Source organism: Arthrobacter sp. R-11, from assembly GCF_049913155.1.
GTDB lineage: Bacteria > Actinomycetota > Actinomycetes > Actinomycetales > Micrococcaceae > Arthrobacter.
Genome location: NZ_CP183979.1, coordinates 1 through 23728 on the forward strand (window position 1 = coordinate 1; position 23728 = coordinate 23728).

Consider the following 23728-nt stretch of genomic DNA (forward strand, 5'->3'; position numbering starts at 1 on the left):
ATGACGGTAGACGAGACCAACCACGCCAATACTGTCGGAAGTTCCTGGCGCCGGGTCCTGAGCCTGCTCGAACAGGACGAGCGGGTCAGCCCGCGGCAGCGCGGTTTCGTCATCCTTGCCCAGGCCCAGGGCCTCATCGGTTCCACCCTCCTGGTGGCCGTCCCCAACGAACTGACCCGCGAAGTCCTCCAGACCCAGGTCAAGGATGCCCTGGACGATGCCCTGCGGAGCGTCTTCTCGGATGACGTCCGCTGCGCGATCGACGTCGACACCGAGCTGGTGCCTGTCCACGAAGAGCAGGCTCCCGCCGTCGAGCTTTCCGCCGGAGCGGACGATGCCGTGGAACTGCGGCCGCAGCCCACCCCGCCCAGCACCTCCCACGAATTCGGCCGCCTAAACCCGAAGTATGTCTTCGACACATTCGTGATCGGCTCCTCCAACCGCTTCGCCCACGCGGCCGCCGTCGCCGTCGCCGAAGCGCCGGCCAAGGCTTACAACCCGCTGTTCATCTACGGCGACTCGGGGCTGGGCAAGACGCACCTGCTGCACGCGATCGGCCACTACGCGCGCCGGCTCTATGGCGGGATCCGGGTCCGCTACGTCAACTCCGAAGAGTTCACCAACGACTTCATCAACTCGATCCGCGACGACGAAGGCGCCAGCTTCAAGACCACCTACCGGAACGTGGATGTCCTGCTGATCGACGACATCCAGTTCCTGGCCGGCAAGGACCGGACTCTCGAAGAGTTCTTCCACACCTTCAACGCCCTGCACAACAACAACAAGCAGGTAGTCATCACCTCCGACCTGCCGCCGAAGCAGCTGGCGGGTTTCGAAGACCGCATGAAGTCCCGCTTCGAATGGGGCCTGCTCACCGACATCCAGCCGCCGGAACTCGAAACGCGTATCGCGATCCTCCGGAAGAAGGCGCAGAGCGAAGGCCTGTCTGCACCGGATGACGCCCTGGAGTACATTGCCTCCAAGATTTCGAGCAACATCCGCGAACTCGAAGGCGCCCTGATCCGCGTCACCGCATTTGCCAGCCTCAACCGCCAGCCGGTGGATGTGGCCCTCGCCGAGATGGTCCTGAAGGACCTGATCACCGACGACGGCGCCCAGGAGATCACCGCGGACCAGATCCTGAAGCAGACGGCCGACTACTTCAAGCTCAGCATGGAGGAACTCTGCAGCAAGTCGCGGACCCGGACCCTGGTGACCGCGCGCCAGATTGCGATGTACCTATGCCGCGAGCTGACGGACATGTCCCTGCCCAAGATCGGACAGGAGCTCGGCGGCCGCGACCACACCACCGTGATCCACGCCGACCGCAAGATCCGCGAACTCATGGCCGAACGCCGGGTCATCTACAACCAGGTCACGGAACTGACCAACCGCATCAAGCAGCAGCAGCGCGATTCCTGAGCCAGCTGCACGAGCACTACATACCTTATTAACAGGTACATGTGGATAAGCCTGTGGACAGTTAAGGGGAGAACCGCAGTTAATGGGCTTAAAACCCTTAAGGCGCCTGTGGATCGTTAAAAACCGCCCTGGGGGTTGTCCACGTCCACACCCTGTTTAAAACCCAGGCTGCCCACATGCCGTGAACAGGCGTTAACCGCGGATCACTGCGGCGAGGGGCGGTTATCCACAGTTTCCACAAGGGTTATTAACACTACTAATCCCAAGAAATCCAGATCCCTCAAACAACAATCTCCTTCCGACCGGCCCGCCCCGCAGATCGAGGCGGTGCTGCGCACCAGCCGGCACCTTGAGGGATGGGTTAAAGCCCGGACTTCCGGCTAAGCTGTCAGCATCGTGTCCCTCCGGGCCGGATTTCTTGTCATTCACGGTGGCCACACCGGGCAGGCAGCGGTCCCCAGGGGCCGATGGCGGCTCTCCGGAGCTTCCACCAAGAGCATTGGCAGCAGCGATCGCGTATGCGACAGCAATGAAAGGCGGCACCCTTCCGTGAAGTTCAGAGTCGACCGGGATGTCCTGGCAGAAGCCGTCACGTGGACAGCCCGATCCTTGTCTCCGCGGCCGCCCGTTCCCGTTCTCTCCGGCCTCCTGCTCAAAGCCGAAGCCGGCACCGTCAGCCTCTCGAGCTTCGACTACGAAACCTCGGCACGGCTTGAAATTCCTGCGGACATCACCACCGAAGGAACCATCCTGGTGTCCGGCCGCCTCCTGGCGGACATTTGCCGCAGCCTGCCTTCGGCACCAGTCGACGTCGAAACCGACGGCAGCAAGGTGACCCTGAGCTGCCGCCGAAGCAGCTTCCATCTTGCGACGATGCCCGAGTCCGAGTACCCGCCGCTTCCGGCGCTGCCCGCCGTCAGCGGCACCCTGCCCGGGGACGCTTTCGCCCAGGCCGTATCCCAGGTGATCATCGCGGCCAGCAAGGACGACACACTGCCGATCCTCACCGGCGTCCGGATGGAGATCGAAGACGATCTGATCACCCTCTTGGCCACCGACCGCTACCGGCTGGCCATGCGCGAAGTGCCATGGAAACCTGTCACGCCCGGCCTTTCCACGAGCGCCCTCGTGAAATCCAAGACACTCAACGAAGTCGCCAAGACCCTAGGCGGCAGCGGCGACATCAACCTGGCCCTGGCCGACGACGACAGCCGCCTGATCGGTTTCGAAAGCGGAGGCCGCACCACCACCTCGTTGCTGGTGGATGGCGATTACCCGAAGATCCGCTCCCTGTTCCCGGAATCCACGCCGATCCATGCAACCGTGCAGACCCAGGAACTCATCGAGGCCGTCCGCCGCGTGTCCCTCGTGGCCGAACGCAACACTCCGGTTCGCCTGGCCTTCACCCCTGGCCAGCTCAGCCTGGATGCCGGCACTGGCGAAGACGCCCAGGCTTCCGAAGAGCTCGAAGCCCAGCTCACCGGCGAGGAGATCACCGTGGCCTTCAACCCGCATTACTTGATCGAGGGACTGAGCGTGATCGAAAGCAAGTTCGTGCGCTTCTCGTTCACCAGTGCGCCCAAGCCGGCCATGATCACCGCCCAGGTCGAGGCCGACGGCGATGACCAGGACGACTACCGCTACCTGGTGATGCCGGTCCGCCTGCCCAACTAGGCCGCGGCTTGCGCAGTTCCGCCACCACATCGCAGAAGAGAGTTCACACCGTGCACATCGGATTGATCGGCCTTGGAAAAATGGGTTTCAACATGCGCGAACGCATGCGGAATGGTGGAATCCAGGTCACCGGCTACGACCGGAACCCCGACGTCACGGATGTCGCCACGGTCGATCAGCTGCTTGCCGCCCTTCCCAGCCCGCGGATCGTCTGGGTCATGGTTCCGGCCGGTGACATCACCGACGCCGTGGTAACCGAGCTCGGCGAGAAGCTCAGCAGCGGCGATATGGTGATCGACGGCGGCAACTCCCGGTTCACCGAGGACCAGAAACATGCGGAATACCTTGCCTCCAAGGACATCCGTTTCGCGGACTGCGGCGTATCGGGCGGTGTCTGGGGCCTGCAGAACGGTTACGGCCTCATGGCCGGCGGTTCGGCTGAAGACATCGAACTCGCCATGCCGGTCTTCGACGCTCTCCGTCCTGAAGGCGATCGGGCCGACAGCTTCGTGCACGTCGGCGGCGTCGGTGCAGGCCACTACGCCAAGATGGTGCACAACGGCATCGAGTACGGGCTGATGCAGGCGTACGCCGAAGGCTACGAACTGCTCGCAGCCAAGGACATCGTCAAGGACCTGCCCGGCACTTTCCGCGCCTGGCAGAAGGGCACCGTGGTGCGTTCCTGGCTGCTGGACCTCATGGTGAAGGCCCTTGACGAGGATCCGGGCTTGGCCTCGATCGATGACTACGTGGAGGACTCCGGCGAAGGCCGTTGGACCGTGGAGGAAGCCATCGCCAACGCGGTTCCTGCCCCGGCCATCACCGCAGCGCTTTTTGCGCGCTTTGCTTCACGGGAAGAATCCTCCCCGGCCATGAAGATGGTGTCCGCCCTGCGTCACCAGTTCGGCGGGCACGCAACCCGTCCGTCCAGCTAAGCGGCCGGAGGCCGGCAGGACGCGTGTATCTCGAACACCTTTCGCTCAGCGATTTCCGCAGCTATGCCCAGGTTGACCTGAAGCTCGGCCCGGGAGTGACCGTCCTGGTCGGCTCCAACGGGATCGGCAAGACCAACCTCATGGAGGCGATCGGCTACCTCGCCACCCTGGGTTCGCACCGGGTCAGCACCGACGCCCCGCTGATCCGTTTCGGTAGCGAACGCGCCATGATCCGGGCGAAGCTCGTGCGCGGGACCCAGGCCACCGTCGTCGAACTCGAAATCAACGCCGGGCGGGCCAACCGGGGGCGGATCAACCGCGGAAATCCCGTGCGTGCACGGGACATCCTGGGCATCTGCCAGACGGTCCTGTTCGCTCCGGAGGACCTGGCCCTGGTGAAGGGCGATCCGTCCAACCGGCGCCGTTTCCTGGACGAAATGCTCGTCAGCCTCCTTCCTGCGCATGCAGCCACCCGCGCCGATTACGACCGTGTGCTCAAGCAGCGGAACGCCCTGCTGAAGTCCGCCCGCGCCGGCCGCTTCACCGCCGGGCATGAGGCGACCCTCGACGTCTGGGATCAGCACATGGCCCGGGCCGGCGCCGAACTCCTGCACGCCCGCCTTGAGCTGGTGGAACGGCTCCGTCCGCATCTGCAGCGAGCATATGCCCAGCTCACGGACGGGTCGAAGGACGCAAACGCGCTGTACCGCTCGACGCTCCAGGGAGTACTGGACGACGACGGCGGCCCCGCCGAAGGAGGGGCCGGGGCCGGCGTCGGGGTGGAGGAGTTGCGGCAGCTGAGCGTCGAACAGCTCAGCGAGCGGTACGTGCAGGCTTTCGCGGCGGCGCGCCGCAAGGAGCTCGAGCGCGGCATCTCGCTGGTGGGCCCGCACCGGGACGAGCTTGAGCTGCTGCTCGGCGAGGCTCCGGCGAAAGGCTATGCCTCGCACGGTGAAACCTGGTCGATGTGCCTGGCGCTCCGCCTCGCGTCCTACTATGTGATGCTCGATGACGCCCTGACCGGCGGATCGGCCCCGATCCTCATCCTGGATGACGTTTTCGCGGAGCTGGACGTACAAAGGCGGCGTAAACTTGCCGCAATAGTCGCCGGTGCCGAACAGGTATTGGTGACGGCCGCCGTCGACGCAGATATCCCCGAAGAGCTGGCCGGACGGCGGGTGAAGGTTGTCCCCGGAGGCATAGATGGTGAAGGATGACGGCGGACTGCAGCCGGGCCGCGAGCCGGACCGGATCGACGCCGCCCAGGCTGCCCTGAACCGGATGCGCGAGGCCGCTGCGGCCCGCGGCGAAGTGCGCCGGGCCGCCCCCGGGAAAGCCGCGCCAAAGCGGAAAGGGCTGCGGGATACCCGCGGCTTCAGCCAATTCCATGGCAACGGCCGGGACCCCCTGGGCCTGGGCAAGGTGGTCGGTCGCCTGGTGGCCGAGCGCGGCTGGACTTCCCCGGTGGCCGTGGGATCTGTCATGGCGGAATGGGATGCCCTGGTGGGCCCGGAAATCTCCGCCCACTGCACCCCGGAAAGCTTCACTGACACCACTTTGCATGTGCGCTGCGATTCCACGGCCTGGGCCACGCAGCTGCGGCTGCTGAATTCGAGCCTGCTGGAACTGTTCCGAAAAGAACTTGGAGAAGGCGTGGTGACAGCGATTCATGTCCTTGCCCCGACGGCGCCGAACTGGCGAAAAGGCGGCCGTAGCGTCAACGGCCGGGGCCCGCGGGACACCTACGGCTGAGCGATTTTCCGCTCTCCGCGGACACTTCCCGAAAATCGCGCACAGCGGCCGGGAACGCACCACGGCCGTATAGCTCCCCGACTGGTGCCGTTTTGGGCGGTTCCAGACGGGGTTAGCGGCCTGTCAGGGGCACGTTTATGCCGAACCGCCCCGGGCAAATCGGGCTTGGAGGCCTCGACACGATAGAATCGTGGATAGACAACTGGGCGCCGGCGAACAGTTGATTGGCCCCGCAGCAATGCATGTGAGCTGCGGATCCGCCAGTCAAGGGGTCGCCGGCGTTATCAGTGGCGTCCCTGTTGGCGGCCGCTGCATTCCTGTGGAGGGTCCTTCCCGGACCTGCTCGCTTGCGTGCGGTGACGGCCGGCGACCATCGAACACAGAGGAGTCGAAAGCGCCTGTGGCTAACGACAATGCAGAGATTTTGGCAGTTGACCCCGCGGAGGACATTGCCAGCATTCCGGACGCGTCCGCCGGTGCCCGGGAATACGGCGCCAGTGACATCACCGTGCTTGAAGGCCTCGAAGCAGTGCGCAAGCGTCCCGGCATGTACATCGGTTCCACCGGTCCCCGTGGCCTTCATCACCTGGTCTACGAGGTGGTGGACAACTCCGTCGATGAAGCGTTGGCCGGTTACTGCAGCCATATCGAAGTAACCCTCCAGGCCGACGGCGGCGTCAAGGTCGTCGACGACGGCCGCGGCATCCCGGTCGACATGCACCCCACCGAGGGCAAGCCCACCGTCGAGGTGGTCATGACCATCCTGCACGCCGGCGGCAAGTTCGGCGGCGGCGGCTACGCGGTGTCCGGCGGCCTGCACGGCGTCGGCATCTCGGTAGTGAACGCGCTCTCGCGCCGGGTCGACACCGAAGTCCGGCGGCAGGGCCACGTTTGGCGGATGTCCTTCGCCGACGGCGGCAAGCCGCAGGGCGAATTGGTCATGGGTGAGGCCACGGGCCAGACGGGTACCTCGCAGACGTTCTACCCCGACGGCAGCATCTTCGAAACCACCGAGTTCGATTTCGAGACCCTCCGCGCCCGCTTCCAGCAGATGGCCTTCCTCAACAAGGGCCTGCGGATCACCCTCACGGACGAGCGCCCGGTCAAGCGCGCCGACGGCGAGGACCTGGACCTGGACGCGGTTTCCACCGAAGGCGAAGTCCCTGCCGAACACCGCACCGTGGTGTACCAGTACGATGAGGGCCTGCTGGACTACGTCAAGCACCTGAACTCGAGCAAGAAGGTCGACATCGTCCATGAGGACGTCATCGCCTTCGAAACCGAGGACACGGAGCGGCACATCGCCGTCGAGGTCGCCATGCAGTGGACCACCGCGTACTCCGAGAGCGTCCACACCTACGCGAACACCATCAACACCCACGAAGGCGGCACCCACGAAGAGGGTTTCCGCGCGGCGATGACGTCACTGATCAACCGCTACGCGCGGGAAAAGTCCATCATCAAGGAGAAGGACGACAACCTCACGGGTGACGACATCCGTGAAGGCCTGACCGCCGTCATCTCCGTCAAGCTTTCCGAGCCGCAGTTCGAAGGCCAGACCAAGACCAAGCTCGGCAACTCCGAGGTCAAGGGCTTTGTGCAGCGCGTGGTCACGGACCAGTTGGGCGACTGGCTGGAACGCAACCCCGGCCCCGCCCGCGACGTCATCCGCAAGGCCATCCAGGCCGCCCAGGCCCGGATGGCTGCACGCAAGGCCCGCGACAACGCCCGCCGCAAGAGCCCGCTGGAATCCTTCGGCATGCCGGGCAAACTGTCGGACTGCTCCTCGAAGGACCCCTCGCGCTGCGAGGTGTACATCGTGGAAGGTGACTCCGCAGGCGGTTCAGCCAAACGAGGCCGGAACCCGGAGACCCAGGCCATCCTGCCCCTGCGCGGCAAGATCCTTAACGTGGAGCGCGCCCGCCTGGACAAAGCCCTGGGCAACAACGAAGTCCAGTCCATGATCACCGCCTTCGGCACCGGCATCGGCGAGGATTTCGACATCTCCAAGCTGCGGTACCACAAGATCGTGCTCATGGCCGATGCCGATGTGGACGGCCAGCACATCACCACCCTGCTGATGACCCTGCTGTTCCGCTACATGCGCCCGCTCATCGAGAACGGCTACGTGTACCTGGCCCAGCCGCCGCTCTACCGCATCAAGTGGTCCAACGCGAACCACGACTACGTCTACAGCGACCGTGAGCGCGATGAAACCATCCGCAAGGGCACCGCGATGAACAAGCGCCTGCCCAAGGACAACGGCATCCAGCGCTACAAGGGCCTCGGCGAAATGGACTACACGGAACTGTGGGACACCACGATGGACCCGGACCGTCGCACGCTCCTGCAGGTCACCATGGAGAACGCCGCGGCCGCGGACGAGATCTTCTCCGTATTGATGGGCGAGGACGTCGAGTCGCGCAGGAACTTCATCCAGCAGAACGCCAAGGACGTCAGGTTCCTGGATATCTAAAGGGGCTTTTCAGCCCACTTAGATTCCCGAACTGACATATACCTGAAACGGAATACATACTATGAGTGACGAAACCCCCGAGGTACCCGAGGAACAGGACACCCCGGAAACCGTTCTTGAAGGCGACGTGCTGGTTGACCGCATCGAACAGGTGGACCTGCAGACCGAAATGCAACGGTCCTACCTGGACTACGCCATGGCCGTCATCGTCGGCCGCGCCCTCCCCGACGTCCGGGACGGCCTGAAGCCGGTCCACCGCCGCGTGTTGTACGCGATGTTCGACGGCGGCTACCGCCCGGACCGTTCCTTCAACAAGTGCGCCCGCGTGGTGGGCGACGTCATGGGTACCTACCACCCGCACGGCGACATGGCGATCTACGATGCCCTGGTCCGCCTGATCCAGGACTGGACCATGCGCTACCCGCTGGCGCTCGGGCAGGGCAACTTCGGCTCGCCCGGCAACGACGGCGCTGCAGCTCCCCGATACACAGAAACCAAGATGGCCCAGCTGGCCATGGAAATGGTTCGGGACATCGACGAGGAAACCGTCGACTTCCAGGACAACTACGACGGCAAGAACCAGGAACCCACCATCCTGCCGGCGCGCTTCCCGAACCTGCTGGTCAACGGCTCCTCCGGTATCGCCGTCGGTATGGCCACCAACATCCCGCCGCATAACCTCCGCGAAGTCGCAGAAGGCGTGCAGTGGGCGCTGGACAACCCGACCGCTACCCGCGAGGAACTCCTCGAAGCACTGCTGCTACGCATCAAGGGCCCTGATTTCCCCACCGGCGCAACCATCCTCGGCCACAAGGGCATCGAAGAGGCCTACCGCACCGGCCGCGGCTCCATCACCATGCGTGCCGTGGTCAACGTCGAGGAAATCCAGGGCCGCACCTGCCTGGTGGTCACTGAACTGCCGTACCAGGCCAACCCGGACAACCTGGCCATCAAGATCGCCGAACTGGTCAAGGACGGCAAGATCCAGGGCATCGCGGACCTCCGCGATGAAACCTCGGGCCGCACCGGCCAGCGCCTGGTGATCGTGCTGAAGCGCGACGCCGTGGCCAAGGTGGTGCTGAACAACCTCTACAAGCACACCCAGCTGCAGGACAACTTCTCCGCGAACATGCTGGCCATCGTCGACGGCGTCCCGCGCACCCTGAGCCTGGATGCCTTCATCCGGCACTGGGTGGCCCACCAGATGGACGTCATCGCACGCCGGACCCGGTACCGCCTGCGCAAGGCCGAGGAAGAAGCACACATCCTGCGTGCCCTCCTCAAGGCGCTGGACATGCTGGACGAAGTCATTGCCCTCATCCGTGCGTCCAACACCACCGAAGCCGCTCGCGACGGGCTCATGGAACTGCTGGACATCGACGAGCTGCAGGCCCGGGCCATCCTCGACATGCAGCTCCGCCGCCTGGCAGCCCTGGAACGCCAGAAGATCCAGGACCGCCACTCCGAACTCGAAGCCCTGATCGCCGAATACAACGCGATCCTGGCCTCCGAGCAGCGGCAGCGCGAAATCATCAGCACCGAGCTCGCCGAAATCGTGGCCAAGCACGGCGACGACCGCCGCACGCACATCCTCATGGGCTTCGACGGCGATATGTCGATGGAAGACCTGATTCCCGAAGAGGAAGTGGTGGTCACCATCACCCGGGGCGGCTACGTCAAGCGCACCCGCAGCGACAACTACCGCTCCCAGCAGCGCGGCGGCAAGGGCGTCAAGGGCGCCCAGCTGCGCGGCGACGACGTCGTGGAACACTTCTTCGTCACCACCACCCACCACTGGCTGCTCTTCTTCACCAACCTCGGCAGGGTATACCGGGCCAAGGCCTACGAGCTTGCCGAAGCCGGCCGCGACGCCAAGGGCCAGCATGTGGCCAACCTGCTGGCGTTCCAGCCCGACGAGCACATTGCCCAGGTCCTGGACCTGCGCGATTACGCTCAGGCTCCCTACTTGGTGCTCGCCACCAAGAGCGGCCTGGTCAAGAAGACGCGCCTGGAGGACTACGACACCAACCGCAGCGCCGGCGTCATCGCCATCAACCTGCGCGACGAGGACGAACTGGTCTCGGCACAGCTGGTGTCCGAAACCGACGACCTCCTCCTGGTGTCCCGCAAGGGCCAGTCCATCCGCTTCACCGCCACGGACGAGGCACTCCGCCCGATGGGACGCGCCACCTCCGGCGTGACCGGCATGAAGTTCCGCGAAGACGACGAACTGCTGGCCGCGGACGTCGTCAAGGACGGTTCCTACGTCTTCGTGGTGACCGAAGGCGGATACGCCAAGCGGACCGCCGTCGAGGAATACCGTCTGCAGGGCCGTGGCGGCCTCGGCATCAAGGTGGCCAAACTGGCCGAAGAGCGGGGTGACCTGGTCGGCGCGCTCATCGTCCAGGACGAGGATGAAGTCCTGGTGGTGATGGAAGGCGGCAAGGTTGTCCGTTCCGCCGTCGCCGGTGTCCCTGCGAAGGGTCGCGATACGATGGGCGTCATCTTTGCCAAGCCGGACAAGAACGACCGCATCATCGAGGTGGCCCGCAACAGCGAACGCGGCCTCGAAGGTGAAGAGACGGATGAAGAACAGCAGCCCGGAGCCGTGGATAACGTAACCTTGGCTGCAGACGGCGGCGCCGGCCAGGCGGCCGCATCCAACGCCGGGACACCCGAAGCGGACAGCAGCCAGGATCCCGGTACCGAGCTGAACGAAGACAACACCGGAGGAACGAATGAGTAATCCTGACTCGTATCCCAAGCCGAACACAGACGTCCCCGGCGGACTTCGTCAGCCTTCCGGCACCCCGCAGGCAGGCGCCGCTGCTGGTTCCCGTCCGCCGGTCCCGGCGGGCGCTCCGGCTTCGGCCCAGCGCCCGGCAGGACCCGCGGCTTCCACGCAGCGACCCGCCCCGCAGGGCCAGCGTCCTGCGGCTCCGGGATCGCGGTCCCAGGCCGCCCGTCCCGCAGCTCCCGGCCAGCGTCCGGGTGCCCCCGGACTCGTGAAACCCGCTCCGAAGGCCAAGGTCCGCCGCGCACGCCTGCTGGTGAGCAAGGTGGACCCCTGGTCTGTACTCAAGATGGCCTTCCTGCTCTCCGTGGCCCTCGGAATTGTTACCGTAGTGGCAGCCATGGTGCTCTGGACGGTCCTGGACCTCACCGGGATCTTCGACCAGGTGGACAGCCTCCTCGGCACCCTCGCAGGTTCCGAAGGGGGCGGCTTCGAGCTGAAGAAGGTCGCTTCCCTGGGCCAGGTGCTGTCCTTCGCCACCATCATTTCCGTGGTCAACGTGGTCCTGCTGACCGCCCTGTCCATGCTGAGCGCCGTGCTTTATAACATTTCGGCAACGCTCGTCGGCGGTATTGGCGTCACGCTCACCGACGACTAGCAAAATCCCCGAAAATCCGCGGAATTTCGACGGAAAAGCGGGGCCGAATGCCTCGATTTGAGATCGGGCCGGGATGTGCTGTAGAGTCATATCTCGGCCCGATGAGGCATCGGGGCGTATAGCTCAGGCGGTTAGAGCGCTTCGCTGATAACGAAGAGGTCCCAGGTTCAAGTCCTGGTACGCCCACGGAACCTGCACGGTTCCACGGTAAAGGTCCGCAAGGACCGGAACGGGGTGCATGTGAAGAAGTTGCTGATTGTGGCAGCTGCGATCGCAGGCGTCCTGCTCTACCGGAAGGTGCAGGAGTCCGAAGCCCGGAAGACGGTCTGGAGCCAGGCAACCGATACGGTTGATTAGCCAGGATCGGCGGAATGGAGCTGGTGAAAGCCAGTGCAAGTTCTGCGGTAGTATTGATGGGTTGCTTCTTATGGGGGCATGGCGCAATTGGTAGCGCACCTGCTTTGCAAGCAGGGGGTTCGGGGTTCGAGTCCCCGTGCCTCCACCATAGAAAAGAGTCCCGGTCAGGAATGACCGGGACTCTTTCGTTTTCCCAAAAACACGACATGACGCCGCACAAGCGGCGACGGCGGACACCCGGTCACCGCCGCTTCCGGTACGGGCCGCCGGGCAGCGCAGTTCGCTGGCGTTTACTGGCCGCCGCGGCGGACGCTCTGGCTGGAGCTCGCGGTGTGGATGGCGCGCAGCAGCTTGGCCGGGAAGTACACCGAGAAGAAGACGACCATGGGAGCCTTCAAGGCCATCTTCTTGACGTTGTGCGCCTTGTAGGTCCGGTCGAAGCGCGTCACGTAGTAGCGGTAGTCCCGCGGTGAATCCTCAAGCCGGCGGGCCGACATGCCGGACACCATCTGCGGCCAGTACTGGATCCGCAGCTCGTGCTCGGCCAGATGCAGTGAGAGGTCGATGTCCTCGTGCATCTCATCCTTTTCGTCCAGGCAGGCTTCGTCGCGGATGGTTTCCCAGGCAGTGCGGCGCAGCGCCATGTTGGATCCGAAGAGGAAGTGGTACTGGTGCTTGGCCAGGCGGAGCATGAGTTGGCGCATCTTGTCGTCGGCCTTGAGCCCGAAGCGGCGCATGGGCATGTCGTAGTACACCACCGGGCCGGTGGCGGCCTGGACATCCGGGTCCATGAAGGCGTTCTGGACTTGTTCCACCCAGTCGGGTTCCAGCACTGAGTCAGCGTCGATGCGCCCCAGGACGTCGCCCGTGGCATGGTTGAGCCCGAAGTTGCGGGTGGGGATGAGGCCCTGTGCCTGGTCCTGGCTCAGCAGGAGGATCGGACTTTCAGGGTATTCCTGCTGCATCTGGGCCACGATCAGGGCTGTGCGGTCGGTGGACATGTTGTCCACGACGATGATCTCGGCCGCGGGAACCGACTGGTAAATGGCGGCGATGAGGCACTGTCTGATGACGCTTTCCTCGTTGTACGCCGGGATGACGATGGAGACTTCCGGCCTGGGTGCGTCAGAAGGTGCGGGTTCTTCGGGCGATCTATCGGCTGACATCCAGATAAATCTAACACCAGCTTTCCCGCCCGCGAGGGAGCTGCCGGTGACGTGTGGACAAACAATGAGGGGACCCCGCCACGCGGAGTCCCCTCATTGGAAGGTTGGTCCGGGGTCAGCCCTCGGACTTGCTGCTGTCCTTGTCTTCATCCTTGTGCAGGCTTGCGGCGATGTTCTTCACCGCGGTCTTGGCATCGGTGGCCACCTTGGCGGCGGTTTCCTTCGCTTCCTCCACAACTTCGGCCGCCTTGTCCGCGACCTCCTCAGCGGCTTCCTTGACGGTCTCCGTGACGGTGTCCTTGACCGATCCCGCGGCCTCCCCCTCTGCCTTGACCGCGTCCGGCGTCGGGAACGGAATCGGGGAAGAGTTCGGCGCAGGCGTCACGGGAACCGGGGTCTTCCACGGGTCCTCAACCGGCTTGGACGCCTTCCAGGCGGCAACACCTGCAGCCACGGCCGCAGCGATCACCGTGACGATCAGGAGGCCGCGCTTCTTGGGTTTCTCCTTGCGTCCGAGCTCGGCGGCGACCGCCTTGCCCGTTTCTTCGGCAACCGCCTTGAACTGGGCTCCGGCGGCCTGTGCCTGGTCCTGGAGGTTGTGGACGACGCCGGAATCCACCAGTTTCTGGGCGACGGCGTCAACCTGGGCGGGCGCATTTTCGAGGACATGGTGCACGGCGGTGGACGCCTGGCCAAGCTGCTCGGACAGTTTCGGCAGGTACTCCTCCACCACTTTGTCGCGGGCGACGCCGAGGGCGGGGGTTGCCTTGTTCAAGGCTTCCTGGATCTTCGGCGAGGCGTCCTCGACGGCGTCGTGGATCTTCGGGGCGAGGTTCGCCAGGCCCTCCTGGAGCTTCGGGGTAACGGTTGCGACGCCGTCGGCCAGGTTGTGTGCGGCCGACTTAAGCCCTTCCTGGATCTTCGGCGAGGCGGTATCGATTCCATGCTGGATACGGGGAACTGCCCAGTTCACGGCAGCTTCGACGCGTGGTGCAGCCCAGTCTTTGGCGGTATCTACTCCTGCTGCCACAGAGTGCTCAAGGTCGCGGGCAATCCGGTCTGATTTCTTCACAACTACCTCCCGATACACATGCTCGTTTGTTGTTAGCCTACGTCGCCAGACGTGCACCGGCTATTCATCCGAGGTAATCCGGGAGATTTCACCGAGCGCGGAACCGGCTTTCGGGCCCCTGCCGCGTTGACCGTGCATGAAAGAATGGGGGCCATGACCATTGCAACCGCAAAAGCAACCATCCACACCAGCCTCGGCGACATCGTGGTGAACCTCTTCGGCAACCACGCGCCCAAGACAGTGGCCAACTTCGTCGGCCTCGCCACCGGTGAGAAGTCCTGGACCCACCCGGAGACCGGCGAAGACAAGACCGGCACCCCGCTGTACGACGGCACCATCTTCCACCGCATCATCAAGGACTTCATGATCCAGGGTGGCGACCCGCTGGGCCGCGGCGTCGGCGGTCCTGGCTACAAGTTCGACGACGAGATCCACCCGGAACTGAACTTCAACACGCCGTACAAGCTGGCAATGGCCAACGCCGGCATCCAGATGGGCAAGGGCACTAACGGCTCCCAGTTCTTCATCACCACCGTCAACACCGACTGGCTGTTCGGCAAGCACTCCATCTTCGGTGAAGTCGCCGACGACGAGTCCAAGAAGGTCGTCGACTCCATCGAGGCCGTCCGCACCGGCATGGGCGACCGCCCTGTCGAAGACGTCGTCATCAACAGCATCGACGTCGTCCAGCTCTGATTCCCGGAGCCTCAACAGCACATGAGCTTTGGATACCCGGCGGCCGGGCCGTCAGCAGGCGTTCCGGTATGCCCCCGGCATCCCGACCGGCCCTCCTATGTGCGGTGCCAGCGTTGCGGGCGCCCGGCGTGCCCGGAATGCCAGCGGGCGGCCGCCGTCGGGTTCCAATGCATTGACTGCGTCAACGAACTGAAGCGTTCGACGCCGTCAGTACGTTCCGTCTATGGCGGCACCGCCGTTGCGGGCCGGCCGGTGGCGACGCTCGCGCTGATCGCCGCATGCGTCCTGGTCTACGTCCTGCAGTGGATCGTTCCCGGGGACGCTATTTTCCAGAACTTCGCCTTCGCGTCCGTTTTCGCGGATCCGCAGTACGGCCAGTTTGAGCCCTGGCGCATGCTCACCGCCGCTTTCCTTCATTCACAAGGCTTCGTGCTCCACATCGCGCTCAACATGTACACCTTGTGGATCTTCGGCCAGGCCTTGGAGCCCCTGCTCGGGCGGGCGCGCTTCCTTGCCATTTACCTGTTGTCCGCGATCGGCGGCTCGGCAGGCTACTTCCTTCTCACCCCGTTGCTTCCTGTCACCGCAGTGGTGGGCGCCTCCGGTGCAATCTTCGGCTTGTTCGGCGCCTTGCTGGTGATCCAGCGGCACCGCGGCGGCGACACCACGCAATTGTGGATCCTCATCGCCATCAACGGGGTCATCGGTTTCATGGTCGCGGGCATCGCCTGGCAGGCACACCTCGGTGGGTTCATCACCGGGGCCCTCGGCGCCGCCGCTGTCGCCTATGCTCCCCGCGGACCACGCCGCGTCCTTTTCCAGGCCGGCGGTCTCGCCGTCGTCGCGCTGCTGCTTGTCCTTGCCACAGTCTTCCGCACGGCGTCCGTCTAAGGGCGGCTGACTTTTCCACCTCTCCTGTGGGCCCAGAGCCTCGCGGAGCAAACTGGCAAGATGCCGTTCATTGATCTCCCCCTTACTGAACTGGAGCGGGACTCCACCGAACGGAGTGACGTTGAGCGTTCCGGGTAAACCTCCCGAGACTTTCCACAGCCGTTATCCACACTGTGTGTAACTTACAGCTGTGTAGTTCATTCGACGCCTCCCTTGTCCGCGCCGCTACCGGGGGCACAGCAGACGAAATACCCAAATCCATCCACAGCTGTGGATAACTTTGCTACACAGTCTTGTGGTTGTGTGGACAAATCGGCCACGCGTTCGGACGATGTGGAAAAGTCCTTGGAGAACCGCAATCCGCCGCCCTCGGCTGGCGATATCAACAGGCTTTTCAACACTGTTAATAACTCACACCGTTGTAGTTCTAGCCCTTAAATCACGCCGAAAAGCCCTGCAATCCGCGGGTTTCCGGAGGAGGTAACCACAGCTTTTCCCCAGTTGTGGATAACTTGTGGGAAGCGGCCTGTTGTTAAGTGCGTAACTTCCGGCCTGGAGTCATGCCGGCCCCGGAACGCCGCGCGCTGTCTAATGCGTGCGCCGTGCCTCGTCCACGGAGGTGAAGTTCTCCATCCCGATGCCATGAACATTTGGTGAAGCCCCGGCCACGATCCACAGCCTTGTTCACATGGGGAAAACGTGGCAAGCGAGAGCGGTCCTTCGAACACCCCGGAAAACCGGGCTTCCGGGGCTGTTGGAGCTGCTTTCCACATCATCTTTCCACAGCTGTGGATAAAGTTGCCCACTTTTGTGGACAGCCGGGGACGGCGGTTTCAGTCCCAGATGCCGGAGCTCCCGCGGCGGTGGCTGCCCACAAGATGCGTGTCGATCATGCCGATGGCTTCCATCAGCGCGTACATGGTGGTGGGGCCGACGAAAGCGAAACCTTTCTTACGCAGCGCTTTGGACAGGGCGACTGACTCCGGTGACTGGGTGGCAAGGTCCGCGACAGTTGCGGGCGCCGGCGTTGCCTCCGGTCGGAAAGACCACACAAAGTTCACCAGTCCGCCGTCGGACCGCAGGGCGAGGGTGGCATTGGCGTTGGTGATCGCCGCCCGGATCTTCAAGCGGTTCCGCACGATCCCGGCATCCAGCATGAGTCGCTCCACGTCGGCCTCGCCGAAGCGAGCCACCTTCTCCGGGTCGAAGTCCAGGAAGGCCGCACGGAACGCCTCCCGTTTGCGCAGGATGGTGGCCCAGGACAAACCGGCCTGGAAGCCTTCGAGGCTGATGCGTTCGTACAGGCCGTGTTCATCCAGGACCGGCATGCCCCACTCGGTGTCGTAGTACTCCCGAAGCAGAGGATCGGTGGCTGCCCAGGGCGGACGTGCCAGGCCGTCTTCGCCGAGGATGGTGCCTGCCGGTGTCATGGGTGCCTCCAAAGGACGTTCAAAGCTGCTGTGGACATTGTGCGCCCTGGCTGCGACATTGCTACGACATCCCGGTGACGCGCATGGTGATGTTGATCCGGCCGTGCTCCAGCCCGCAGTCCTGCGGGGCTGTGCCCGGGTGTACCTTGACCACCCCGTGGTAGGCGAAACGGGACGCTCCGCCGAAAACGAAGAGGTCCCCGGAACGCAGGACCACGTCCGTGTACGGCTTGCCGCGGCCTTCGGTATTGCCGAAACGGAATACGCAGCTGTCGCCGATGCTCAGGGAGACCACGGGTGCCGGGGAGCGCTCGTCCTTGTCCTGGTGCATGCCCATTCTGGCCGCATCATCGTAGTAGTTCACCAACGCCGTGTCCGGCGTGTAACCAGCCGCCGTTTCCGGCAGCGAGCCGGCCGCAGCAAGGGCCTTGCGGCCAAGCCTGACCATCCAATCCGGGAAATCCAGCACCCGGCGGCCGTTGACGTCCAACGCTTCCCGCGTGTACCGGTAGGGCTGCCAGTGCCACCCGAGGCAGACAGTCCGGACGGACATCGGATGCCCGCCGGGCAGCACGGCAGCCCTCGGTGGCACTGGACCCGCTGCCCATTCGCCGAAGCGGGCCGCGATCCAGCGCTGCTGCTCCGTGCTCAGCCAGCCCGGTACATGGACGGCGCCTTCCGCTATCCCCTGGGGGCCGGCGTCGGGCAGGGAAAGCAGCTCCGGCGGGAACAACGGTTCGGTCATGCGGCCTCCAGCGCCAGCAGGGTCCGCTTGGCCTCCGGCCCGCCAAGATACCCGCCGAAGGAGCCATCCGAGCGCACCACCCGGTGACAGGGAACGACGACGGGCAGCGGGTTCCGTGCGCAGGCGGAGCCGACGGCGCGGACCGCTTTCGGGCTGCCCGCCGCCTTCGCCACCTGGGCGTAGCTTTCGGTGCTGCCGTAGGCGATGTGCGGAAGGTGCTCCAGCACGCTCAGCCGGAAGCCGCGGCTCAGCGCGAAATCCAGCGGGATGTCGAAACTGCGACGGGCGCCGGCGAAGTACTCGTCGAGCTGGCGGGCCGCGCCGTCCAGGCGGGACGGCGCCTCCAGGATCCGCGGACCCAGCTTGTCGGCCAGAGCCTGCAGCACGGCGTCGTGGTCCTCCAGGGCGAAAGCGACGCGCACCAGGCCGCGTTCCGTGGCGGCCAGCAAGAGCCTGCCGAGCGGGGAATCGACGGTGCGGTAGGAAACGTCGATGAGCTGCCGGTCCGCGGCGGCAGCCGCGAGGCGGGCGTGCAGGCGCTCGAGCTTGCCGGGAGCTGGCTCCCCCAGTCCGGGCAGGAATCCGTCCGGCAGCAGCGCTTCGTTGTCCATCTGCTCGATGTTCATCGGCTTGTTCCTTTCGAAGCCGGGCTGGACGTGTCTGCGAGGGCGGCACGCAGGGCCTTGACGCCGTCGGCGCCGGCGCGCCGCGCGGCCTCGGGGGTGACCCCCAGCAGCTCGGAAACATCTTTGTACGGCAGTCCCGCAAGGTAGTGGTAAGCCACGGCCTGGCGCTGTTTCGGCGGAAGCTGCCCGACGGCGTCGAGCACCTCTGGGTGTCCCCCGCCCGGAATGCCGAGCGGGGATTCACGGGGCGGGAGATCGTCCATGGGCAGGGCCTGCCGCTGCCGGGTGCGGAGGATGTCGATGGCCTTGCGGTGGGCGATGGTGACAAGCCAGGCCTGCACCCTGGCGTCCTCCGGCAGATCCGGGTATGCCTTCAGGGCGGACAGGAACGTCTCGGACCAGGCGTCTTCGGCATCGTGGGCACCGAGCAGGGCATGGCAGACCCGCAACACCACGGCCCCGTGGACGCTGACGATCCTCTCAAAGGGCGGCTTGCCCATCAGAAGAGCTTGCTTTCCTTCACGGTGGCGGGCTCCTCGAGCTCGAGCAGGAAGCGCTTGTTCGCGAGGCCGCCCGCGTAACCGGTGAGGCGGCCGTTGCTGCCGACCACACGGTGGCAGGGAATGACGATGCTCAGCGGGTTCCGGCCCACCGCCGATCCCACGGCCTGGGCAAGGTTGGGGTCGCCGAGTTCGGCGGCGAGGGCTCCGTAGCTGACGGTTTCCCCGTAGGGAATGTGTTCAAGCCGGGCCCAGACGCGTTCCTGGAAGTCGTTGCCTTGGGCCTGGTACTCGAGCTCGAAGGCCGTCCGTTCCCCGCGCAGGTATTCGCGAAGCTGAGCCACGGCCGGGGCGAAGACCCGATCCGAGGGGGCCGCACGTTCGCCGAAGAATTCCTTGGGCGGCATATGCCAGTGGCCCTCGTAGAAGATCCCGCTGAGCACCCGGTCCCGGGACGTCAACGTCAGGGCCCCGAGCGGGGACTCGATGATGGTGTGCCTGTTGCTCATATCAAGTAGACGCTGCAGGCGGGCGGAATGTGAGGCCGGTTTCCGGAGACGCTGCTCAGGAACGCCAGCGCGTGGTCATCAGGAAGCCCACGATCGCGATTCCGAAGCCTGCCACGATGTTCCAGGATTCCCACGCCGCCACCGGAAACTGGCCGCCGGTGATGTAGAAGGTGATGATCCACAGCAGGCCGATGATCATGAGGCCGAACATCACCGGCTTGAACCAGACCGGGTTCGGCTTGTACTGCTCCTTGGCTGCGGTCTCAACAGTGCGGGCAGGCCGCTTGCGGGGCTTTGACTCGGGCACGGTTCCTCCTTGGCCTTTGAATGAAGGGCCGCGTGCCGGCTTGGTATCCTGCAGGAAGGAAAATTCCAGCGGTCTGCGCGTTCGCGGTACTTCCAGGTTCGTCTCTAGCTGCCAAGTCTAGCCGGACTTCGAAGACGCTCCGTGCGGCCGTTTCCCGGACAGAGGAGACCCCCGTGACGCAGCAGCAGTCGGAGGCCTCCGCTGCTGTGCCCGTCGACTTTCCCCGCCGCCGGAATGAGCGCAGCGTCGTCCGGAAGAGCCTGCAGCTCGTCGGCGAACTCTTCCTGACTGCCGGCGTCGTGCTGCTGCTATTCGTGGCCTGGGAATTCTGGTGGACCAATGTGGAAGCCGACGCCAGCCAGGGCCAGGCCATCGACGCGTTCGCCAGGGAATTCACAGGACCCCTCGCTCCCCCGGCGGGGAACACCGACTACGGGAAACCGAGAGTCTCCGCGGCGCCGGGCTACGGGGAGACGATCGGCATCATGTACGTTCCCAGGTTCGGGGCCGACTACTCGCGGCCCATCGTCCAAGGCACCGGTGCGGACGTCCTGGATTCCCTTGGCCTCGGACACTACGAGGGAACCAGCATGCCCGGGGCAGCCGGAAACTTCGCAGTTGCCGGCCACCGCCAGACTCACGGCGCCGTGCTGGACAACATCCACGAACTGGTGCCGGGCGACCGGATCTATGTCCAGACCAAGACCGGCTATTACACCTACGTGTACCGGAACAACCAGATCGTGCTGCCCTCCCGCACGGACGTCCTGCTCCCGGTTCCCACCAAAGCCGGTGTGCAACCCCGGGACAGCTACCTCACCATGACCAGCTGCAACCCGCGTTTCGGCTCCGCGGAACGGTTCATTGCGTATTCGCTGCTGGAAAGCTGGCAGCCGGCGTCCGCCGGACCGCCGTCGGAAATCGCCGCCCTCGCGGCCAAGACCCGCGGAAAGGCCTGAGATATGTACGGATGGATTTTCCGGCACCTGCCTGGTCCGTTATGGACGCGCATATTGACCTCGGCGGCACTCATCGCAGGAATACTGGTCCTGATGGTGCAGTTCCTCTTCCCTTGGATGTCCCAGTTCACCACCCTCACCAACTCAACGATTGGTTCAGTACAGCAGCCATGAGCACAACTAAAATCCTCGTCGTCGACAATTACGACAGCTTCGTCTACACCCTGGTGGGCTACCTGCGGGAGCTCGGCGCGGAAACCACCGTGGTCCGCAACGACGACGTCACCCTCGCGGAGGCGATCGAGCTTGCCGATGCCCGTGACGGCGTCCTGATCTCCCCCGGCCCGGGGACGCCGGCAGAAGCAGGAGTCTGCATTGAGCTCATCAAATGGTGCGGCGATAACAACAAGCCCATGTTCGGCGTCTGCCTGGGCCACCAGGCGCTTGCCGAAGCGTACGGCGGAACGGTCACCCACGCGCCGGAGCTGATGCACGGCAAGACTTCGCCGGTGCAGCATGACGGCAAGAGCGTCTTCGCCGGCCTGCCGTCCCCCGTGACGGCCACCCGGTACCACTCACTGGCTGCCGTCCGCGAGACCATTCCGGACGTCCTGGAGATCACGGCCGAAACCGCGAACGGCGTGATCATGGGCCTGCAGCACAAGACCGCCCCACTGTGCGGCGTGCAGTTCCACCCGGAGTCGGTGCTCACCGAAGGCGGCTACCAGATGCTCGGCAACTGGCTTGAATCGCTGGGCATGGCCGGAGCCGCAGCGAAGGCTGCGACGCTCAGCCCGCTGATCCAGCGCTAGCTGCCCGTCCGGTGCCGGCGGAATCCCCGCCGGCACCTCTTGCGGGGCCGGCACCTCTTACGGGGCCGCCTCCGGACGCTAGCCCTTCTTGCCGCCGCTTGCGCTCGGCTTGGGCGTCGCCGACTCGGAGGGCGTCGGCTCCGGCGCCGGGGCCTTGGTGATCGTCACGGTAATGATGCTGCCCTGCTCTGCGAGGGTCCCCTCCGGGATGCTCTGGGCGGTGACGATCCCGGGGGCAAGGACGCTGTTCTCCTGCTCCACGACCTTCATGGTGAGCCCGAGGTCGGTCAGCGCCTTTTCAGCTTCGTCTTTTGGAAGTTTGATGAGTTGCGGCATCTTGACCTTGCCGCTCGAAACCACCAGTTCAACACGGCTTCCAGGGGCCACGACCGCGCCGGGCGCAGGGTTGCTCCGGATGACGGAGCCTGCCGGAACGGAGGGGCTGTTCCCGATGATGGTGGTAGCCGTCAGGCCCGCCACGCGCAGCATGTCCCGCGCGGCGGCCTCGGTCTGGTTCGCCAGGTCCTTGGGCACCGTGACGGAACTCGGCCCGTCGGAGACCTTCAGGGTGACATGGCTTCCCAGGACCACCTCCGTGCCCACGGACGGATCCGTGCCGATCGCTGTTCCCTGCGGGATTTTGTCGTCGTTCACCCGCACGGGAGCGTCGGGAACGAGCTTCGCATCGTAGAGCGTGCGGATGGCATCCGCTTCGCTCATGTTCGCGACCGACGGGATCGGGATCTTGACCGGTTCTACCGGCTTCTGGTTCATGAAGTAGTAGAGGCCCAGACCGACCCCTGCCAGGACCAGCACCGTAAAGAGGATGACGACGGCGGTCCACGCCCGGCGCCGCGACTTCTGCCGCCGCGTGCGCTCACGTTCCGGCGGGAAGCCCAGCGGCATCGCATCGTCGTCGGGCTCGTCGATGTAGCTTGCCGGCAGCGGGTCCTCCCCGCTGACCCGGGCCGGCGGCTGGACGTCAAGGAATCCGATGCCCGTGAAGCCGACCAGGGTCTCCGGCGCGGAGTCCTGCGAGGCTTCCGGCCCGCCGTCGTCCGTGACGTCACCTGCTTCCGGCGCCGGGACCGCGGGGACGGCGATGCCGTTGCGGGCGGCGCGCAGTGCACGGCGGAAGGCAGCAGCGTCCTGGAAGCGGTCCGCCCGCTCCTTCTGCAGGCCCTTCGCCAGGACGCTGTCGAGTGCTTCGGAAACCTCGGGATTGAAGCTGCTCGGTGCTGCGGGGGTTTCCCGGACATGCTGGTACGCCAGAGAGACGGGGCTGTCGCCCGTGAACGGCGGGCGTGAAGTCAGCATCTCAAAAAGCAGGCAGGCCGCAGAGTAGAGGTCGCTCCGGGCGTCCACGGTCTCGCCGCGGGCCTGTTCCGGGGAAAGGTACTGGGCGGTCCCCACAACTGCCTGCGTCTGGGTCATGGTGGCGGCGGAATCCGCGATGGCCCGGGCAATGCCGAAGTCCATCACTTTCACGCTGTTGTCTTCGCCGACCATCACGTTGCCGGGCTTGATGTCGCGGTGGACGATCCCGGCCTTGTGGCTGTACTCGAGCGCGGACAGGACGCCGAGGCAGAGCTCCACGGCCTGGTCGATGTCCAGTTCCTTGCTGCGGATGAGTTCCCGCAGCGTCCGGCCGGACACGTACTCCATGACGATGTACGGCACCCGGACGGTCTCGCCGTGGCCGCCGTCGACCGTGTAGTCGCCGGTGTCGTAGATCGCCACGATCGAGGGATGGTTCAACGACGCCACGGCGTGCGCTTCACGCTTGAACCGGGCCTGGAACTGCGGATCCCGGGCCAGGTCCGGGCGGAGCAGTTTCACGGCGACAGTGCGTCCGAGGAGCGTGTCCGTGCCGCGGTGCACATCGGCCATGCCGCCGCGGCCCAGCAGCTCTCCCAGTTCATACCGCCCGTTGAGGACGCGTTGGGCTGTCACCGGAATGCTGTCCTCTCTGTGTGCAGGTCCTGAACGTCGGGTAGTCATGCTTTC

At 64.9% G+C, this 23728-nt stretch carries 22 protein-coding genes and 2 tRNA genes; 15 read left to right on the top strand and 9 right to left on the bottom strand.

What is annotated here, in order from left to right:
* The 11 genes from dnaA to ACN9M4_RS00055 all read left to right on the top strand — a co-directional run bounded on the left by dnaA (position 1) and on the right by ACN9M4_RS00055 (position 12156).
* Positions 1 to 1422: a chromosomal replication initiator protein DnaA gene (gene dnaA / locus ACN9M4_RS00005; protein ID WP_426301139.1), complete on the top strand. Its 1422-nt coding sequence runs from the start codon at positions 1 to 3 to the stop codon at positions 1420 to 1422.
* Between the two features lie 549 nt (positions 1423 to 1971).
* Positions 1972 to 3096, top strand: coding sequence for a DNA polymerase III subunit beta (dnaN, locus tag ACN9M4_RS00010; protein ID WP_426301141.1), 1125 nt, complete (start codon positions 1972 to 1974; stop codon positions 3094 to 3096).
* A 50-nt stretch (positions 3097 to 3146) separates the two neighbouring features.
* Positions 3147 to 4031, top strand: a complete 885-nt coding sequence (gene gnd, locus ACN9M4_RS00015) for a phosphogluconate dehydrogenase (NAD(+)-dependent, decarboxylating) (RefSeq protein ID WP_426301143.1) — start codon at positions 3147 to 3149, stop codon at positions 4029 to 4031.
* Positions 4032 to 4054: 23 nt separating this feature from the next.
* The gene (gene recF, locus ACN9M4_RS00020) at positions 4055 to 5248 is read left to right on the top strand and encodes a DNA replication/repair protein RecF (RefSeq protein ID WP_426301145.1); all 1194 of its coding nucleotides are present in this window, start codon (positions 4055 to 4057) and stop codon (positions 5246 to 5248) included.
* Entirely contained in the window at positions 5235 to 5783 is a 549-nt protein-coding gene (locus ACN9M4_RS00025) for a DUF721 domain-containing protein (protein ID WP_426301147.1), read from the top strand. Before recF ends, ACN9M4_RS00025 begins: the two co-directional genes overlap by 14 nt.
* A gap of 400 nt (positions 5784 to 6183) precedes the next feature.
* A complete protein-coding gene (gene gyrB / locus ACN9M4_RS00030) occupies positions 6184 to 8259 on the top strand; it encodes a DNA topoisomerase (ATP-hydrolyzing) subunit B (protein WP_426301149.1) in 2076 nt (691 codons plus the stop codon).
* Between the two features lie 61 nt (positions 8260 to 8320).
* Positions 8321 to 11005 (top strand): DNA gyrase subunit A, encoded by a 2685-nt coding sequence (gene gyrA, locus ACN9M4_RS00035; RefSeq protein WP_426301151.1) that lies wholly within the window; start codon positions 8321 to 8323, stop codon positions 11003 to 11005.
* Positions 10998 to 11651, top strand: coding sequence for a DUF3566 domain-containing protein (locus tag ACN9M4_RS00040; RefSeq protein WP_426301153.1), 654 nt, complete (start codon positions 10998 to 11000; stop codon positions 11649 to 11651). The genes gyrA and ACN9M4_RS00040 overlap by 8 nt, the downstream gene beginning before the upstream one ends.
* Positions 11652 to 11763: 112 nt before the next feature.
* Positions 11764 to 11837 (top strand) — tRNA-Ile (locus ACN9M4_RS00045).
* 48 nt (positions 11838 to 11885) lie between these two features.
* Complete coding sequence (locus ACN9M4_RS00050) at positions 11886 to 12008, top strand: DLW-39 family protein (RefSeq protein ID WP_245413114.1); 123 nt, start codon at positions 11886 to 11888, stop codon at positions 12006 to 12008.
* 72 nt (positions 12009 to 12080) lie between these two features.
* A tRNA-Ala gene (locus ACN9M4_RS00055) sits at positions 12081 to 12156 on the top strand.
* 142 nt (positions 12157 to 12298) lie between these two features.
* Here ACN9M4_RS00055 and ACN9M4_RS00060 read toward each other — a convergent pair.
* Both ACN9M4_RS00060 and ACN9M4_RS00065 read right to left on the bottom strand, forming a co-directional pair.
* Positions 12299 to 13174 carry a glycosyltransferase gene (locus ACN9M4_RS00060; protein WP_426301155.1) on the bottom strand — a complete coding sequence of 292 codons (876 nt, stop codon included), beginning with the start codon at positions 13172 to 13174 and terminating at the stop codon, positions 12299 to 12301.
* A gap of 115 nt (positions 13175 to 13289) precedes the next feature.
* On the bottom strand, positions 13290 to 14246 hold the full coding sequence (locus tag ACN9M4_RS00065) for a hypothetical protein (protein ID WP_426301157.1): 957 nt from the start codon (positions 14244 to 14246) through the stop codon (positions 13290 to 13292).
* Between the two features lie 153 nt (positions 14247 to 14399).
* On the opposite strand from ACN9M4_RS00065, the gene ACN9M4_RS00070 reads away from it, so the two are divergent.
* A complete protein-coding gene (locus ACN9M4_RS00070) occupies positions 14400 to 14942 on the top strand; it encodes a peptidylprolyl isomerase (RefSeq protein WP_426301159.1) in 543 nt (180 codons plus the stop codon).
* A 21-nt stretch (positions 14943 to 14963) separates the two neighbouring features.
* A complete protein-coding gene (locus tag ACN9M4_RS00075) occupies positions 14964 to 15833 on the top strand; it encodes a rhomboid family intramembrane serine protease (protein ID WP_426301161.1) in 870 nt (289 codons plus the stop codon).
* A gap of 833 nt (positions 15834 to 16666) precedes the next feature.
* Here the strand turns inward: ACN9M4_RS00075 and ACN9M4_RS00080 are convergent.
* From ACN9M4_RS00080 to ACN9M4_RS00105, 6 genes are all read right to left on the bottom strand, one after another.
* Entirely contained in the window at positions 16667 to 17263 is a 597-nt protein-coding gene (locus tag ACN9M4_RS00080; protein WP_426301163.1) for a DNA-3-methyladenine glycosylase I, read from the bottom strand.
* 61 nt (positions 17264 to 17324) lie between these two features.
* On the bottom strand, positions 17325 to 18008 hold the full coding sequence (locus ACN9M4_RS00085) for an alpha-ketoglutarate-dependent dioxygenase AlkB family protein (protein WP_426301165.1): 684 nt from the start codon (positions 18006 to 18008) through the stop codon (positions 17325 to 17327).
* Entirely contained in the window at positions 18005 to 18634 is a 630-nt protein-coding gene (locus ACN9M4_RS00090; RefSeq protein WP_426301167.1) for a methylated-DNA--[protein]-cysteine S-methyltransferase, read from the bottom strand. The genes ACN9M4_RS00085 and ACN9M4_RS00090 overlap by 4 nt, the downstream gene beginning before the upstream one ends.
* Complete coding sequence (locus ACN9M4_RS00095) at positions 18631 to 19134, bottom strand: RNA polymerase sigma factor (protein ID WP_426301169.1); 504 nt, start codon at positions 19132 to 19134, stop codon at positions 18631 to 18633. The genes ACN9M4_RS00090 and ACN9M4_RS00095 overlap by 4 nt, the downstream gene beginning before the upstream one ends.
* On the bottom strand, positions 19134 to 19643 hold the full coding sequence (locus ACN9M4_RS00100) for a methylated-DNA--[protein]-cysteine S-methyltransferase (RefSeq protein ID WP_426301171.1): 510 nt from the start codon (positions 19641 to 19643) through the stop codon (positions 19134 to 19136). The genes ACN9M4_RS00095 and ACN9M4_RS00100 overlap by 1 nt, the downstream gene beginning before the upstream one ends.
* 55 nt (positions 19644 to 19698) lie before the next feature.
* The gene (locus tag ACN9M4_RS00105; protein ID WP_426301173.1) at positions 19699 to 19950 is read right to left on the bottom strand and encodes a cell division protein CrgA; all 252 of its coding nucleotides are present in this window, start codon (positions 19948 to 19950) and stop codon (positions 19699 to 19701) included.
* A gap of 173 nt (positions 19951 to 20123) precedes the next feature.
* Between ACN9M4_RS00105 and ACN9M4_RS00110 the strand changes: the two genes are divergently transcribed.
* Together ACN9M4_RS00110 and ACN9M4_RS00115 are read left to right on the top strand one after the other, a co-directional pair.
* Positions 20124 to 20909, top strand: a complete 786-nt coding sequence (locus tag ACN9M4_RS00110) for a class E sortase (protein WP_426301175.1) — start codon at positions 20124 to 20126, stop codon at positions 20907 to 20909.
* A 170-nt stretch (positions 20910 to 21079) separates the two neighbouring features.
* The gene (locus ACN9M4_RS00115; RefSeq protein WP_426301177.1) at positions 21080 to 21721 is read left to right on the top strand and encodes an aminodeoxychorismate/anthranilate synthase component II; all 642 of its coding nucleotides are present in this window, start codon (positions 21080 to 21082) and stop codon (positions 21719 to 21721) included.
* A gap of 78 nt (positions 21722 to 21799) precedes the next feature.
* On the opposite strand, the gene pknB is transcribed toward ACN9M4_RS00115, so the two are convergent.
* Positions 21800 to 23722, bottom strand: coding sequence for a Stk1 family PASTA domain-containing Ser/Thr kinase (pknB, locus tag ACN9M4_RS00120; RefSeq protein WP_426301179.1), 1923 nt, complete (start codon positions 23720 to 23722; stop codon positions 21800 to 21802).
* Between the last annotated feature and the right edge of the window lie 6 nt (positions 23723 to 23728).

Bases quoted from the DNA above. Each gene is read 5' to 3' on its own strand.
- dnaA (WP_426301139.1), top strand. From the start codon at position 1: ATGACGGTAGACGAGACCAACCACGCCAATACTGTCGGAAGTTCCTGG.
- ACN9M4_RS00025 (WP_426301147.1), top strand. From the start codon at position 5,235: ATGGTGAAGGATGACGGCGGACTGCAGCCGGGCCGCGAGCCGGACCGG.
- gyrA (WP_426301151.1), top strand. From the start codon at position 8,321: ATGAGTGACGAAACCCCCGAGGTACCCGAGGAACAGGACACCCCGGAA.
- ACN9M4_RS00040 (WP_426301153.1), top strand. From the start codon at position 10,998: ATGAGTAATCCTGACTCGTATCCCAAGCCGAACACAGACGTCCCCGGC.
- ACN9M4_RS00060 (WP_426301155.1), bottom strand. From the start codon at position 13,174: ATGTCAGCCGATAGATCGCCCGAAGAACCCGCACCTTCTGACGCACCC.
- ACN9M4_RS00070 (WP_426301159.1), top strand. From the start codon at position 14,400: ATGACCATTGCAACCGCAAAAGCAACCATCCACACCAGCCTCGGCGAC.
- ACN9M4_RS00075 (WP_426301161.1), top strand. From the start codon at position 14,964: ATGAGCTTTGGATACCCGGCGGCCGGGCCGTCAGCAGGCGTTCCGGTA.
- ACN9M4_RS00080 (WP_426301163.1), bottom strand. From the start codon at position 17,263: ATGACACCGGCAGGCACCATCCTCGGCGAAGACGGCCTGGCACGTCCG.
- ACN9M4_RS00085 (WP_426301165.1), bottom strand. From the start codon at position 18,008: ATGACCGAACCGTTGTTCCCGCCGGAGCTGCTTTCCCTGCCCGACGCC.
- ACN9M4_RS00090 (WP_426301167.1), bottom strand. From the start codon at position 18,634: ATGAACATCGAGCAGATGGACAACGAAGCGCTGCTGCCGGACGGATTC.
- ACN9M4_RS00095 (WP_426301169.1), bottom strand. From the start codon at position 19,134: ATGGGCAAGCCGCCCTTTGAGAGGATCGTCAGCGTCCACGGGGCCGTG.
- ACN9M4_RS00100 (WP_426301171.1), bottom strand. From the start codon at position 19,643: ATGAGCAACAGGCACACCATCATCGAGTCCCCGCTCGGGGCCCTGACG.
- ACN9M4_RS00115 (WP_426301177.1), top strand. From the start codon at position 21,080: ATGAGCACAACTAAAATCCTCGTCGTCGACAATTACGACAGCTTCGTC.
- pknB (WP_426301179.1), bottom strand. From the start codon at position 23,722: ATGACTACCCGACGTTCAGGACCTGCACACAGAGAGGACAGCATTCCG.